Source organism: Streptomyces sp. NPDC058001, from assembly GCF_042886315.1.
In the GTDB taxonomy this organism is placed as follows: Bacteria; Actinomycetota; Actinomycetes; order Streptomycetales; family Streptomycetaceae; genus Streptomyces.
In genome coordinates this window covers 680,423-694,277 of sequence record NZ_JBHVQT010000001.1, presented here as the reverse complement: position 1 = coordinate 694,277, position 13,855 = coordinate 680,423, and the positions used below count along the sequence as shown (strand labels likewise).

The following is a 13,855-nucleotide window of genomic DNA, read 5'->3' as shown; positions in this document are numbered from 1 at the left end:
GCCCCGGCTCAGAGGACCGGCGTCACCTCTGTCTCGCAGATGAGGTGTCGGTGCGGGCCCGGTTCGCGGGGTGGGCCTGTCAGGGTCAGTCGGGCCGTGTGGCGGATGTCGGTGCTGGAGGCCGCCAGGCGTAGTTCCAGGGTGCCGGGCTCGACCGTCCGGTGGCCGGTTCTGTCGGTGAAGGCGGACAGGTCGGTGTGGAAGCGGAAGGTGACGCGGGCCGCCGCGCCGGGGGCCAGCCGCACCCGCCGGTAGCCGATGAGGCGCATGTCGGGGCGGGTGACGGACGCCACCGGGTCGTGCAGGTAGAGCTGGACGACCTCCGCGGCCTCGCGGTCGCCGGTGTTGGTCACGGTGACTCCGACATCGAAGGAGCCATCCGTGGGGATCTCCGTCGTGCGGTCCGGGTCGCCGGTGCCGTCCGTCCACGCGAACGTCGTGTACGAGCGGCCGTGTCCGAAGGGGTACAGCGGGGTCGGGTCCAGGCTGCTGACCTCGCCCGCGAGGCCGAGCGGGGGCTGAAGGTAGGTCCAGGGCTGGCCGCCGGGGTCGCGTGGCACGCTGACCGGGAGGCGGCCGGAGGGGCAGACGCGGCCCGACAGCACCCCCGCCACCGCCGGACCGCCCTCCTCCCCCGGAAAAAACCCCTGCACGGCGGCGGCGAGCCGGCCGTCCCAGCGGCCGAGTGCGTAGGGGCGCCCGGTCAGCAGCACGAGGACCACCGGCACACCGGTCGCGACCAGCGCGTCGAGCAGGTCGCCCTGGACGCCGGGCAGCCGCAGGTCCGCCGCGTCGCAGCCCTCGCCGGAGGTGCCCTGGCCGAAGAGGCCCGCCCGGTCGCCGAGCACCGCCACGCACACATCGGCATCGGCCGCCCGCGCCACCGCCTCCTCGATGCCGGAGGTGTCCGTACCGGAGACGTCGCAGCCCTCGGCGAACGTCACCTTGGCGTCCGGCAGTTCGGCCCGCAGCGCCTGGAACACCGTCTCGATGTCGATGCCCATCGGCTTGTCGGGGTGGTGGGTGCCGACGTGGGACGGGAAGGAGTAGCAGCCGAGCATCGCCAGCGGGTCCGCCGCGCGCGGCCCGACGACCGCGATCCGGGCGTCCGGCGGCAGCGGCAGCAGCCCGTCGGGGTTGTCGAGGAGCACCAGCGACTCCTCGGCGATGCGGCGGGCCAGGTCGCGGTTGGCCGCCGAGTCCAGGTCGACGCGACCGTCCGGTTCAGGCCGCCAGTCCGGGTCGAGGAGGCCCAGCTCGCACTTCTGCGTCAGGACGCGCCGCGCCGCCCGGTCGACCAGTCGCTCCGGGACCGTGCCCGCGCGGACGGCCTCGGTCAGCGGGTCGCCGTAGCACGTCGGGTTCGGCAGCTCCACGTCGATGCCCGCCGCGAGGGCAGCGTGCGCCGCGTCGGCCGGGGTGCTCGCCACGCGGTGCAGGGTTTCGAGGAACCCGACGCCGAAGTAGTCCGAGACGACCGTGCCGTTGAAGCCCCACTCCTCGCGCAGGAGTCCGGTGAGCAGCCGCGCGTCGGCCGACGCCGGTACGCCGTCCGTCTCGTTGTACGCCGCCATCACCGAGCGGGCGCCGCCCTCACGCAGGGCCAGTTCGAACGGCGGCAGGGTGACGTCCGCGAACTCCCGCACCCCGGCCCGCACCGGCGCCAGATTGCGGGCGCCGGCGGAGGACGCGTACCCGGCGAAGTGCTTCAGCGTCGCCACGATCCCCGCCGACTCCAGCCCCCGCACATAGGCGGCGCCGACCGTGCCGACCAGGTACGGGTCCTCGCCGATGGTCTCCTCCACGCGGCCCCAGCGCAGATCCCGTACGACGTCCAGGACCGGGGCGAGGCCCTGGTGGACGCCGACCGAGCGCAGGTCGCGGCCGATACGCCGGGCCATTTCCGTGACGAGGTCCGGGTCGAAGGTGGCGCCCCAGGCGAGCGGCACCGGGTAGGCCGTGGCCTGCCAGGCGGTGAAGCCGGCCAGGCACTCCTCGTGCGCGAGCGCCGGGATGCCGAAGCGGCCGGCGCCGGTGATCCGCCGCTGGGCCAGGGCCAGGGCGCGAGCCCCGGTTTCCGGGTCCACGGGGGCGGTACCGAAGGGACGGGTGAGCTGGCCGATGCCCCGGGTGATCAGGTCGTCCCAGCCGATGTCGGTGCTCATGTCGTGCTGGTGCGGGGCGACCCCGTCGCCGTCCGTGGCGGCGCCCACCCATACCCCGTACAGCTGGGCGGTCTTCTCCTCCAGGGTCATCCGGCCGATGAGGTCGTCGACGCGGGTGGCGGCGGGCAGGGCGGGGTCGCGCCATGGGGCGGTGGTCATGGAACTCCAGTCGGTCGGGGTGCGGTGTGGGGGTACGGGGGCTACTTGCCTTCTGGCCTTCTGGCCTTCTGGCCGACCTACTTGCCTGCTGGCCTACTTGCCGCCCACGCCCATCAGGCCGCTCACCAGCGCTCGGCGTGCCACCAGGTAGACGGCGAAGATCGGGATGCCGGACAGGACGACCGAGGCGAGCAGCGCGGGGATGTCCACGCCGAACTGGCTGACGTAGTTGAAGACGCCGAGGGTGAGCACGCGCGGACCGTCGGACTGGGTGAAGATCAGCGGGAAGAGGAAGCCGTTCCACGCCTGGAGCGCCGCGTAGATGACGACGGTGCTGATGCCGCCCTTGGCCAGCGGGATCGTGAGCTGGAACAGCGTCCGCAGCGGTGACGCGCCGTCCAGTGCCATCGCCTCGTACAGCTCCTCCGACACGTCCCGCAGGGTGCCGACGAGGATCAGTACCGACACCGGCATGGCGAAGGCCGCGGTCGGCAGGATGACGGCGGGCAGGGTGTCGTAGAGGTTGAGCTTCGCGATCAGCAGGTACAGCGGTACGACGACGGCCTGCGCCGGGATGGCGACGCCCAGCAGGAACAGCCGGAAGGCGGTGCCGGACCAGCGGGTACGGGTGCGGACCGTGACGTAGGCCAGTGGCACGGACAGGACGAGGACGATGGCCACGACGGCGACCGCGACGAGGGCGGTGTTGGCGAGGAGGTGGCCGAATCCGCTGTCGAGAACGGTCCGGTAGTTGTCGAGGGTCGGGTCGCCGGGCGGCCTGAGGGGGTTGCCGGTGAGTGCCTGGTCGCGGCGGGTCAGGGAGGCCGACAGCATGGCGTAGACCGGGACCAGGACGACGACCAGCCAGACCAGCGAGCCCATACCGGCCAGCGGGTTGGCGCGCCGGGTCCAGTGCCGCCGGCGGACCGCGGGACGCTTCCGCCCCGGGGCGGGGTCGCCGGTCCTGGCGGGACGCGGCAGTGTGTCGTGTGACATCCCGTCACATCCCTTCGCGCGTACTGCGCATGGCGCCGAAACCGGTCAACCGCACCAGCAGCAGGGACAGTCCGGTGGCGACCAGGACCAGGAAGGACGCGATGGCGCTGGCGTAGCCGAAGTCGTAACTCCTGAAGCCCGCCTCGTACATGAGGTACGGCAGGATCGCGGTGTCCGTGCCGGGGCCGCCCTTGGTGAGGATCAGCACCGTCTCGAAGTAGGTCAGCGAGCCGACGACGATCAGTACGGAGGACGTGGTGACGGTGTGCTTGAGCTGCGGCAGGGTGATCGAGAGGAACTGGCGCAGCCGACCGGCGCCGTCGATGGCCGCCGCCTGGTAGAGGACGGCCGGTATCTGGCGGGCGCCGCCCTGGTAGATCAGCGTGTGCAGGGGCATGAACTGCCAGCCGCCGACGAACACGATCGCGAGGAAGGCGCCGCTGGACGAGCCGAGGGTGTCCTTCTGGAGGATGCCGAAGTTCGGGTCGAGCAGGGCGTAGAACAGGATGGCGATGGCGGTCGAGGACAGCAGCAGGGGCAGGAAGTAGATCGCCGTCAGGACCGCCCGGTTGCGCTGTGGGCCCGCCGCCCAGACGCCGAGCAGCAGGGACACGACGGTCTGGAAGAGCCAGCTCGCGACGGTCAGCAGCACGGTCAGGGTCAGGGACTGGGTGATGCGCGGGTCGTCAAGCAGCCGCCGCCAGTTGTCGAGGCCGACGGGTCGCGGGGCGCCGAGGCCGTCCCAGCGGGTGAAGGAGAGGTAGAACGCGAGGGCCATCGGGACGACGGCGAAGAAGGCGAAGAAGAGGACGGCGGGGAGGGCCCAGGCGACGTGCGGACGCCCTGACCGGGCTCTGGCGGTTTTACGGGACCCTCCGGTCTTACGGGTCCTGTCGGTTGGGCGGGTTCTGTCGGACCTGCCTTTCGTGGCTGTCCTGCCTGGGGCGCCGGCTCCGTCGGCCCCGCCTGTCGCGCCGGGAGCACTCGAACTGCCGGTCCGGTGGACCGTCGCGCTCACTTCAGCCCCTTGCAGGCGTCCACGAACTCCCGCGGCGAGGACTTTCCCGCGAACAGCTTGCCGATCTCGGTCAGCATCCTCGTGCCCAACTCGTCGCCGACCGCCTGGTCCCAGGAGAGAGTGAAGGCGCCGGCCCGCTCGACCATCTCGTACTGGAACCGGGCGAACTCGGGGTTGGGCGCCCCGCCGAGGAGCTGCGCCGCGTTGGACGTGGTCGGCACGTCACCGTTGGCGACAAGAGCCTTGGCGTACTGCTGCGACGCGCATTCCTTGAGGAAGGCGATGGCCGCGTCCTTGTTGCGGGTACGGCTGTTGACCGACCAGTAGTTGGTGGGGTTGCCGACGACATTGCTGAGGTCACCGGTGCCGCCGTCGACACTGGGGAAGGCGGTCCAGCCCAGGTTCTTCTCGGCGAAGTCGGGGAACTTGCCGAGTTGCGTGGAGTACTCCCAGGATCCCATCAGGTGCATCGCCGCCCGGCCCTTGGCGAAGACCGCGGGGGCGCCGCCGTTGACGTAGGACACCGAGGTGAACTTGGCACCGAAGGCGCCGTCGTCGACGAGTTGCTTCACCAGTTCGGCCGCCTTGAGCATCGCGGGGTCGCCCCAGCCAGCCGCGTCGCCGTTCTGGACGCGCCGGAAGACCTCGGCGCCGCCGATGCGGTCGACCAGGTACTCCAGCCACATCAGTTCCGGCCAGACGTCGGAGCCGCCGAGCGCGAACGGGGTGATCTTCGCCTTCTTCAACTTGGCGTTGTTGTCGAGGAGTTGATCCCAGGTGGTGGGCGGCTCGATCCCCTGCTCGGCGAAGACGGTCTTGTTGTAGAAGAGGATCACCGGCTGCATGCCGCGCATCGGGATGCCGTAGTGGCGTCCGCCCAGGTCGCCGGCGGCGAGCACGGAGGGCAGGAAGCCGTCCTTGAGGACCGGGTCGTCCTGGATGATGCCGGTCAGGTCGATGATCTTGTCGGCCTCCTGGTACGACTTGATGGAGCCGCCGCCCCAGTTGAAGAAGACGTCAGGGGCACTGGGCGAGCCCATGGCGGTGCGCAGCTTCGGGGCGTAGTCGGAGCCGGGGATCCGCTCCAGCTTGACCTTGCCGCCCGCCTTCTTCGCGGCTGCCGACTCGTTGAACCGGTTCACGGCCGCCTGCTGGACCTTGGCCGCGTCGTCTCCGTACACGAAGGCGGTGAGGGTGGAGCCGTCACCGCCGCCCGAGCCGCTGCCGGAGCCGCAGGCGGTCAGGCCGGTGGTGAGCAACGTGGTGGCGCCGGCCCCCAGGACCCAGCGCCGGCTGAATGTCCGGCCGCCCGTGCTCCCGCTCCCGACTCCGGGCCACCCACCGTCGGACTGCCCACCGTCGTGCTGCCCGCCGTTGGACTGCCTGCCGCTGGACTGTCCTGTCTTGGACTCCATGACCGCACCTCTCGCGAATGTGTGTTACGAATCTTTCGAACGGCGCTCCGAATGTTTTGGGGAACCTATGGCCGCACCTAGGACCCGTCAAGAGGGTGCGCGGAGATACGATCGCCCGTATGACAGTCCCGGAACGCGCTCAAGCCCAGACGGCAGGACGGTCCGCGCAGACCGCCACACTCGCGGAGATCGCCCGCGAGGCCGGAGTCTCCGCCCCGACTGTTTCGAAGGTGCTCAACGGCCGTGCCGATGTCGCCCCCACCACCCGGACCCGGGTCGAGGAACTGCTGCGCACCCACGGCTACCGGCGGCGCCGGGCCGAGGCGACCCGCTCACCCCTGCTCGACCTGGTCTTCCACGAGATGGAGAGCGCCTGGGCGCTGGAGGTCATCCGGGGCGTGGAGAACGTCGCCCGTGACGCGGGGCTGAGCGTCGTCCTGTCCGAGAGCGCGGGACGGCTCACCCCCGGCCGCACCTGGGCCGACCAGGTCGCGGCCCGCCGCCCGCACGGCGTGATCCTGGTCCTGTCCGAACTGGACGACGCCCAGCGGGCGCTGCTGACCAGCCGGTCCATCCCGTTCGCGGTGCTGGACCCGGCGGGCGACCCCGGCACCGACGTGCCCTCGATCGGCGCCACCAACTGGCAGGGCGGCCTCGCCGCCGCCCGGCACCTGGTCGAGCTGGGACACACCCGGATCGGCGCGATCACCGGGCCGTCGCGGATGATGTGCAGCCGCGCACGGATCGACGGCTACCGGGCGGCGCTGGAGACCGCCGGGCTCCCGGTCGACCCCGACCTGATCGAGCCGGGCGACTTCCACCACGAGTCCGGCTACCGGCTGGGGCTGCGCCTGCTGCGCCGCGAGAACCGGCCGACCGCGATCTTCGCCGGGAACGACCTCCAGGCACTCGGCCTGTACGAGGCGGCGCGCGAGCTGGGGCTGCGCATCCCGGAGGACCTGAGCGTGGTCGGGTTCGACGACCTGCCGGTGGCCCGCTGGGTCGGACCACCGCTGACGACCGTACGACAGCCACTCACGGAGATGGCCGAGGCGGCGGCACGGCTGGTCCTGGACCTGGGCCGCACCGAGGGCCCGGAACCGACCACCACCCGCGTGGAGTTGGCGACGAGTCTGGTGGTCCGCAGCAGTACGGCGGCTCCGCCTGTCGCGTGACGCCTATCGCGTGACGCCTCGCGTGACGGAGTGTGCCGTCATGTCGAGCAGCAGCAGGGCGTCGTGGTCGGGGGTGCCGGGTTCGGCGGTGTAGACGGCGATCCGCTGCCCCGGAGTGCCTTCGAGCTGCATGGACTGGGAGGTGAGGGTGACGGTGCCGACGTGCGGGTGGTGGAAGGTTTTCCGCGCGCTCTTGCGGCCGGCCACCTCGTACCGCTCCCAGAGAGAGGCGAAGTCGGGGCTTTTGAGGAGGAGTTCAACGACCAGATTGGTCAGGTCCGGGGCGTCGGGGATGGTGCCGGCGGTGGCGCGCAGACGGGCGACGCAGCCGCGGACCACGCTGTCCCAGCTCGGGAAGAGGTCCCGGGCGGCGGGGTGGAGAAAGAGGTAGCGCGCGAGATTGCGCTGCCCCGCGGGCCAGTCCTCCAGACCTGCGTACAGGGCGAGACCGCCGGAGTTCCAGGCGAGCAGGTCCATGCTGCGGCTGATGACGTAGGCCGGGTTGGGCCGCATCGACTCCAGCAGCAGCTTGAGGTGCGGGCGCACGGTACGGCTGGGGGCAGGTGGCGGCTCGGGAGCGTAGCGGGCGGCACGGGCGGCCAGCTCGCGCAGGTGCTGGTGTTCCTGGTCGTCCAGGTGCAGGGCGCGGGCGAGCGATTCGAGCACGGAGGGGCTGGGCCGGGTCTCCTTGCCGCGTTCCAGGCGTACGTAGTAGTCGATGCTGATGCCGGCGAGGGTGGCCAGCTCCTCGCGGCGCAGCCCAGGGGTGCGGCGCACTCCGGGACCGACGGTGAGGCCGACCGACTCGGGACCGGTCTGGGTGCGGCGTGCGCGCAGGAAACGGCCCAGCTCCGCGCCATCGCCGCCGCTCGTACCGTTGCTCACGCCGCCGCTCGTACCGCTGGTGACGCCGCCACTCACGCCGCCGCCGCCGCGTACGCCGCCGCCGTGGGAAACCGTGCCGTCGGATGCCATGCCCTCACTCTCACACCACTCCGACCTGCGGCGTGGGTGCGAAGGGGGCCCTGTCGTTACCCCCGAAGAGCCCGCCCTGCCACATCGGCCGAAACCGGGCGAAGGTGGGGACGACGAGACAACGGCCGTACCTCTCCGCGGGCAGGGCCGGTACGCGACGAACCGGAGACATCGAAATGCGTTACATCAGACTGCGTGACCTGGAGGTTTCCCGGATCGGTCTCGGCGCGATGGGCATGTCCCACGGCTACACCGACTCCGGAACCGACGAGGCCGAGTCGATCAGGACCCTGCACCGGGCCCTGGAACTGGGCGTCACCTTCATCGACACCGCCGAGATCTACGGTCCCTACACCAACGAGGAGTTGCTGGGCCGGGCGCTGAAGGGGCGCCGCGACCAGGTGATCCTTGCGACGAAGTTCGGCCTCGTCTCGCACGCCGGGCAGGGTCCCTGGAACCTGGACTCCGGCCCGGCCAACATCCGTACCGCCGTCGAGGGCTCACTCAAGCGCCTGGGCACCGACCACATCGACCTGTACTACCAGCACCGCGTCGACCCGAACACACCGATCGAGGAGACCGCCGACGCCGTCGCCGAGCTGGTCGCCGAGGGCAAGGTCCGTGCCTTCGGCCTGTCGGAAGCCGGTCCGGACACCATCCGCCGCGCCCACGCCGTGCACCCGGTCACCGCCGTGCAGTCGGAGTACTCGCTGTGGACCCGTGGCCTGGAGGAGCGGGTGCTGCCGGTGCTGCGCGAGCTGACCATCGGCCTGGTGCCCTTCTCCCCGCTCGGCCACGGCTTCCTCACCGGCACGATCCGCTCCACGGACGGCTTCGACGAAGGCGACTTCCGCCATGGAAACCCCCGCTTCACCGGCGAGAACTTCCAGCGCAACCTGCGTATCGCCGACGAGGTCCAGGCCGTCGCCGAGCAGGCCGGTGCCACGCCCGCGCAGGTCGCGCTCGCGTGGCTGCTCGCCCAGGGCGACGACATCGCCCCGATCCCCGGCACCAAGCGGGTGCGCCGCGTCGAGGAGAACACCGCAGCCGACGGCATCGAGCTGACCGCCGAGCAGCTCGCCCGGCTGAGCGACCTGCCTCCGGCGGCGGGCGAGACCCACACGCGGGCCGGACGGCAGATGCTCGAACGCTGACCGCGTGCGGTCCGTGACCCGACCGTCGCGCCGGGCGCCCCACCCCCCTTTTCACAAGCACCCCTTCAGGAGCACCCCTCTCATGCGAGCAGCAGTGATGTACCGAGCCGGAGACGTCCGCGTCGAGGACCGTCCCGATCCGAAGATCGTCCAGCCCGGTGACGCCGTCGTACGCACCGTCGCGTCCTGTGTGTGCGGCAGCGACCTGTGGCCGTACGCGTCGATGCCCGCCACCGAAACCGGCCGGCCGATGGGCCACGAGTTCCTCGGCGTCGTCGAGGAGACCGGCGCCGACGTGACCGGACTGAAGGCGGGTGACCTGGTCGTCGCCCCCTTCAAGTACTGCGACAACACCTGCGACTACTGCGCCAAGGGCCTGCACAACTCCTGCCGCCACGGAGGCCGCTACGGCTTCGACGGAGTCGACGGCGGCCAGGGCGAGGCGGTACGCGTCCCGTACGCCGATGGCACCCTGGTCAAACTCCCCGTCGCCGCGGACTCGGCCCTGCTGCCCTCGCTGCTGACCCTGTCGGACGTGATGACGACCGGCCACCACGGCGCTGTCACCGCCGGCGTCGGCCCCGGAGACACGGTGCTGGTCATCGGGGACGGCGCGGTCGGACTGTGCGCGGTGATCGCCGCCGTACGACGGGGAGCGGAACGCGTCCTTCTCATGGGCCACCACCCCACCCGCACCGATCTGGGCCGGGACTTCGGTGCCACCGATGTGATCGCCGAGCGCGGCGAGGAGGGCGTCGCCCGTGTCCGCGAGGCGACCGGCGACGGTGTGGAGAAGGTCATCGAGGCGGTCGGCACCCGCGAGAGCCTGGACACCGCGTTCGGCGCGGTCCTCGACGGCGGCACGATCAGCCGGCTCGGTGTCCCGCAGTACGAGGAAGGGCCCATCGGCCCGTCCACCTTCCTGCGGAACATCACCCTCACCGGCGGCGCGAGCCCTGCCCGCGCCTACATCGAGCAGCTTCTGCCCGACATCCTCGACGGCACCATCACCCCGGGCCGTGTCCTCGACCGCGGCTTCACGCTCGACCAGACCCCTGACGCGTACCGGGCCATGGCCGACCGCCAGGTACTCAAGGCCCACATCTCCCTCTGAGCCCGCACCCGACAGCACAGCAGGGTAGTTGCCTTCACCGTGTGTTCACCTGCTCCGTGAGCTTGCCCTTGCGGAGGGTGAGGACTCGGTCGGACTGGGCGGCGAGTTGGGCGGAGTGCGTGACGACGACCACGCAGGTGCCCTGGTCGTGGGCGAGTGCGCGGAAGGTTTCGATGATGCCCTGGGCGGTGTCCTCGTCGAGGTTTCCGGTGGGTTCGTCGGCGAAGAGTATGTCGACGTCGCAGGCCAGGGCACGGGCGATGGCGACGCGCTGCTGCTGACCGCCGGAGAGCCGCAGGACGTTGCGCCGGGCCATGTCCTTGTCCAGGCCGATGCTTTCGAGGAGGTGCAGGGCACGGGACTTGCGGCTTCCCGTTTCGGGTTTCACGCCGGTGATCTCCATGGCGGTGGTGACGTTCTGGAGGGCGCTCATATAGGTGAGGAGGTTGTACTGCTGGAAGATCGTGGCGGCGTGCCGGTTGCGGTAGCGGCCGAGCCCGAGCTTCGTGAGGTCCTGGCCGTCGAAGCTGATGGTGCCCTTGGTGGGTGCGTCGAGGCCGCTGGCCAGGCTGAGCAGGGTGGTCTTGCCGCTGCCCGAGGGGCCGAGGACGGTGGTGAAGGTGCCGCGCTCGAAGACGCAGTCGATGTTCTTGAGGATGGTGGTCCTGCGTCGCTGGTCGGCGTAGGTGTGGCTGACGCCGTCTAGGCGCAGGACGGGCGGGGCCGCTGCGGCTGAGCTGGCGTTGGCTGAAGTGGCGTTGCCTGTACGGGTGTTGGCCGTGGTGGCATGCGATGAGGTGGCGTTGGCGGCGGTGGCGTCGGTCATGGCGGGTGTCACTTGCCCTTCGTGAGGATGGAGCGGGGGCTCAGGCGCAGGACGGATGCGGCCGGGACGGCGGTGGCGAGCAGAGCGATGCCGAGGCCGACGCCGCCCACCATGGCGAGATCCGACGGGTCGAGCCGTACGGTGATCCGGTCGATGGGGTCGGCGTTCTCCACGGGCTTGTCGTTCGGGTCGCTGCCCTGGTCGATTCCGGTGCTGCCGGGGGGCGGGGCCTGCCAGGAGTCGAGCTTCTTCCGGGCCGAGGCGGCCTCCTGACCGAGCAGCGACTGACCGGCGCTCTGCGTCAGACTCTCGGTGAACAGGGAACTCAGGCCGATGGCGAGGGCCGCGACCACGACGATCTCCAGGGCCTGTTGGACGACGAGCTTGCCCTTCCCCTCACCCATGGCCAGGAGTACGCCGTATTCCCTGCGGCGCTGCTTGACGGCGAGGTTGACGAGCAGGGCGAGGACGGCGGCGCCCGCGAGGCCGATCAGCCACATCGCTACGGTGGCGGTGGTACGGATGCTGTGCAGCGGGCCTGTCATCTGCTGGACGGCTTTGTCGTTGACGCCCAGCTCGAACCCGTCGAGCGCGGAGCCCGCCACCTGCTCGGCCTGCTTCTTGAACGCGCCCAGGTCATCGGGGTCGTCGAGGAGGAACGTCGCCTTGCCGACCCGCAAAGGCCCGTCAGCGGCGGAGCCGAGAGCGGCGAAGGCGCCCACGGACGCGTACAGCATGTTGGCCGGGTTGACGCCGTACTCGGGCTCGGGTTCGGAGCTGGGGCGGGGGTCCCGGTAGACGCCGGCCACGGTGAAGTCCGCCGTGGCCTTGCCGTCGTTGCCGCTCAGCGTGATCTTGTCGCCGACCTTGAGGCCGTTCTTCTCGGCCAGCCGCTCCTCGATCAGCAGCCGCTTCTTGCCCTTGTCGGTGTCCGTGTCGGTGTCCGTGGCGGTGAGGTGCTTGCCGGACAGCAGCGTGAACTTGCCGCTGCGGAAGTCGGGCAGCAGTGCGGAATCGAGGACGCCGACGGTCGCGGTGCCGCCGGGCCCCATGGTGCCCGGCACACCCTCGGTGACCAGCTCGGTACCGCCCTTGAGGATGCCTCGGTCCCACATCGAGTACGTGTACTTCTGGACCTGCGGCAGTTCGCCCAGCTTGTCCACGGTCGCGGCGTCGATCTGCGGGGCCTGCAAGCCGCCGCCCGCGCCGCCCAGTTGGTCCAGGTCCATCTCCAAGGTGACCTCGGCGCCCACGGAGCGCTTGGCCTCCCGCTCGGCCCGCGCTGTCGCGCCGTTGATCAGGGCGCCGGCGAGGACCATCACGGAGATGACGAGGAAGGTGCACAGGGTGATCAGGGTCTTGCCCTTGCGGGCCCACAGACTGAGCCCCGCGCGTTTGACGAAATTCATGAAGGTCGACTCTTTCGGTCCGGTCCGGTTCGAGGGGGTTCGGTTCCGTGCGGTGCGGTGGCTGTTCGCTGTCGCCGCGGCGGCTATTCGCTGTCGGTGAGGATGGAACGGGGGTGGAGGCGGAGGATTCCGATCCCGGGGACGACGGTGGCGACCAGGGAGATGCCGAGGCCGATCCCGGCGACCTTGCCGAGGTCGGAGGGCTGTACGTGGATCTCGGGCGGGCGGGTCGACGTCGACGCGCGCGGTGCACCGGCTGCCGCGCCGCGCCCGTTCGCCTCGCGGCCAAGGAGCGCGTCCCCCGTCGGCCGGGCCGCGACCTGACCGATCAGGGCGGCGACGGCCACGGCGGGCAGCGCCACGGCCGCCACCTCCACGGTGTGCTGGCCGATGAGCTTCCACCTCTTCTCGCCCATCGCCAGCAGCACCCCCAACTCGGCCCGGCGCTCACGGATCTGGAGCATCACGACGAGGGAGAGGATCAGCGCACCGGCCAGAGCGATGAGCCGCACGATCACCCCGGCGAACGTACCGACACGCTGAATCGGACGAACCTGGTCCCTGTACGCCTTGTCATTGACACGGAAGTCGAACGACCCCGCACCCAGCAGCCGTTCGGCCTCGGCGTGCAGCCGCTCGGCCTGCTCCGGCGAACCGATCCGGAACACCGCGTCGGTGAGGTCCGCCGCGCCAGGGCTCAACTGCCGCACGGTGTCGACGGGTACGTAGACCGCGTTGCCTGGCAGTTCGTGCGGCGGCGTCCACCGCGCCGGGTCCGGCACCGGGTCCGGCGTAGGGTCCCGGAACACGCCGACGATCGTCAGCGGCAGGGTGCGCTCACCGTCGGCGGACCGTACGCGGATCGTGTCGCCGACCTTCAGGCCGTTCTTCTCGGCCAGGCGCCTTTCGACCACGGCGACATGGCGGTCCGCGTCCTCCGGGGTGATCCCGCGCCCCGATGTGATCTTGGTCGAGCCGTACGAGAACGGCAGCAGCAGGGCGGAATCGCGCACGCCGTTCAGCGCCAGGGGACCCTGTTCCCCGTTCCCGTCACGGGTGCCGCTTGGCTTCGGCGGATCGGATACGAGCGGCTTGAACCCCCGCGCCCCGGCCGTCAGCGGAAGCAGCGGGTTGTACCGGTGCACCAGCGGCGAGGCACCGAGCCGATCCGCCAGCGCCGCGCTGAAACCGTCGCCCCGTACCGTCACATCGACGCCGATGTCGCGCTGCGCGTCCGCCTCCTGCCGGGCGGTGGCCGCCTGGAGCAGAAACCCGCCCAACAACAGGGTGCAGATGACGACGAAGATCCCCAGCAGGACGGCGGTCCTGGATTTCCTGGCACGCAGGCTCTTCCCGGCGCGCTTGACGAAGTTCATGCCGAAGAGAAGAACAGGCGGTGGTGTGCAGCGGGATAAGTGCGTTACGGCGACATAAGGAGAGGGTCCGGCC

At 70.8% G+C, this 13,855-nt stretch carries 11 protein-coding genes; 3 read left to right on the top strand and 8 right to left on the bottom strand.

The window, feature by feature from the left end:
• Positions 1-8: 8 nt before the first annotated feature.
• The 4 genes from ACFVT5_RS03265 to ACFVT5_RS03250 all read right to left on the bottom strand — a co-directional run bounded on the left by ACFVT5_RS03265 (position 9) and on the right by ACFVT5_RS03250 (position 5,753).
• The gene (locus ACFVT5_RS03265) at positions 9-2,324 is read right to left on the bottom strand and encodes a glycoside hydrolase family 3 N-terminal domain-containing protein (RefSeq protein WP_389880830.1); all 2,316 of its coding nucleotides are present in this window, start codon (positions 2,322-2,324) and stop codon (positions 9-11) included.
• Positions 2,325-2,417: 93 nt separating this feature from the next.
• Entirely contained in the window at positions 2,418-3,320 is a 903-nt protein-coding gene (locus ACFVT5_RS03260) for a carbohydrate ABC transporter permease (protein ID WP_389880828.1), read from the bottom strand.
• Positions 3,321-3,324: 4 nt separating this feature from the next.
• Positions 3,325-4,098 carry a carbohydrate ABC transporter permease gene (locus tag ACFVT5_RS03255; protein WP_389880827.1) on the bottom strand — a complete coding sequence of 258 codons (774 nt, stop codon included), beginning with the start codon at positions 4,096-4,098 and terminating at the stop codon, positions 3,325-3,327.
• A gap of 236 nt (positions 4,099-4,334) precedes the next feature.
• The gene (locus tag ACFVT5_RS03250; RefSeq protein ID WP_389880825.1) at positions 4,335-5,753 is read right to left on the bottom strand and encodes an ABC transporter substrate-binding protein; all 1,419 of its coding nucleotides are present in this window, start codon (positions 5,751-5,753) and stop codon (positions 4,335-4,337) included.
• Positions 5,754-5,872: 119 nt separating this feature from the next.
• On the opposite strand from ACFVT5_RS03250, the gene ACFVT5_RS03245 reads away from it, so the two are divergent.
• The gene (locus ACFVT5_RS03245) at positions 5,873-6,928 is read left to right on the top strand and encodes a LacI family DNA-binding transcriptional regulator (protein ID WP_389880823.1); all 1,056 of its coding nucleotides are present in this window, start codon (positions 5,873-5,875) and stop codon (positions 6,926-6,928) included.
• 3 nt (positions 6,929-6,931) lie between these two features.
• On the opposite strand, the gene ACFVT5_RS03240 is transcribed toward ACFVT5_RS03245, so the two are convergent.
• Positions 6,932-7,903, bottom strand: coding sequence for a helix-turn-helix transcriptional regulator (locus tag ACFVT5_RS03240; RefSeq protein ID WP_389880821.1), 972 nt, complete (start codon positions 7,901-7,903; stop codon positions 6,932-6,934).
• Positions 7,904-8,079: 176 nt separating this feature from the next.
• On the opposite strand from ACFVT5_RS03240, the gene ACFVT5_RS03235 reads away from it, so the two are divergent.
• Complete coding sequence (locus tag ACFVT5_RS03235) at positions 8,080-9,057, top strand: aldo/keto reductase (protein ID WP_389880819.1); 978 nt, start codon at positions 8,080-8,082, stop codon at positions 9,055-9,057.
• An 82-nt stretch (positions 9,058-9,139) separates the two neighbouring features.
• Positions 9,140-10,171: an alcohol dehydrogenase catalytic domain-containing protein gene (locus tag ACFVT5_RS03230; protein ID WP_389880817.1), complete on the top strand. Its 1,032-nt coding sequence runs from the start codon at positions 9,140-9,142 to the stop codon at positions 10,169-10,171.
• A 34-nt stretch (positions 10,172-10,205) separates the two neighbouring features.
• Here ACFVT5_RS03230 and ACFVT5_RS03225 read toward each other — a convergent pair whose 3' ends face one another.
• From ACFVT5_RS03225 to ACFVT5_RS03215, 3 genes are all read right to left on the bottom strand, one after another.
• Positions 10,206-10,997: an ABC transporter ATP-binding protein gene (locus ACFVT5_RS03225; RefSeq protein WP_389880815.1), complete on the bottom strand. Its 792-nt coding sequence runs from the start codon at positions 10,995-10,997 to the stop codon at positions 10,206-10,208.
• An 8-nt stretch (positions 10,998-11,005) separates the two neighbouring features.
• Positions 11,006-12,406: an ABC transporter permease gene (locus tag ACFVT5_RS03220; protein ID WP_389880813.1), complete on the bottom strand. Its 1,401-nt coding sequence runs from the start codon at positions 12,404-12,406 to the stop codon at positions 11,006-11,008.
• Positions 12,407-12,489: 83 nt separating this feature from the next.
• Positions 12,490-13,782 (bottom strand): ABC transporter permease, encoded by a 1,293-nt coding sequence (locus tag ACFVT5_RS03215; RefSeq protein ID WP_389880811.1) that lies wholly within the window; start codon positions 13,780-13,782, stop codon positions 12,490-12,492.
• Positions 13,783-13,855: the final 73 nt, after the last annotated feature.

Bases quoted from the DNA above. Each gene is read 5' to 3' on its own strand.
- ACFVT5_RS03265 (WP_389880830.1), bottom strand. From the start codon at position 2,324: ATGACCACCGCCCCATGGCGCGACCCCGCCCTGCCCGCCGCCACCCGC.
- ACFVT5_RS03260 (WP_389880828.1), bottom strand. From the start codon at position 3,320: ATGTCACACGACACACTGCCGCGTCCCGCCAGGACCGGCGACCCCGCC.
- ACFVT5_RS03255 (WP_389880827.1), bottom strand. From the start codon at position 4,098: ATGGCCCTCGCGTTCTACCTCTCCTTCACCCGCTGGGACGGCCTCGGC.
- ACFVT5_RS03250 (WP_389880825.1), bottom strand. From the start codon at position 5,753: ATGGAGTCCAAGACAGGACAGTCCAGCGGCAGGCAGTCCAACGGCGGG.
- ACFVT5_RS03245 (WP_389880823.1), top strand. From the start codon at position 5,873: ATGACAGTCCCGGAACGCGCTCAAGCCCAGACGGCAGGACGGTCCGCG.
- ACFVT5_RS03240 (WP_389880821.1), bottom strand. From the start codon at position 7,903: ATGGCATCCGACGGCACGGTTTCCCACGGCGGCGGCGTACGCGGCGGC.
- ACFVT5_RS03235 (WP_389880819.1), top strand. From the start codon at position 8,080: ATGCGTTACATCAGACTGCGTGACCTGGAGGTTTCCCGGATCGGTCTC.
- ACFVT5_RS03230 (WP_389880817.1), top strand. From the start codon at position 9,140: ATGCGAGCAGCAGTGATGTACCGAGCCGGAGACGTCCGCGTCGAGGAC.
- ACFVT5_RS03225 (WP_389880815.1), bottom strand. From the start codon at position 10,997: ATGACCGACGCCACCGCCGCCAACGCCACCTCATCGCATGCCACCACG.
- ACFVT5_RS03220 (WP_389880813.1), bottom strand. From the start codon at position 12,406: ATGAATTTCGTCAAACGCGCGGGGCTCAGTCTGTGGGCCCGCAAGGGC.
- ACFVT5_RS03215 (WP_389880811.1), bottom strand. From the start codon at position 13,782: ATGAACTTCGTCAAGCGCGCCGGGAAGAGCCTGCGTGCCAGGAAATCC.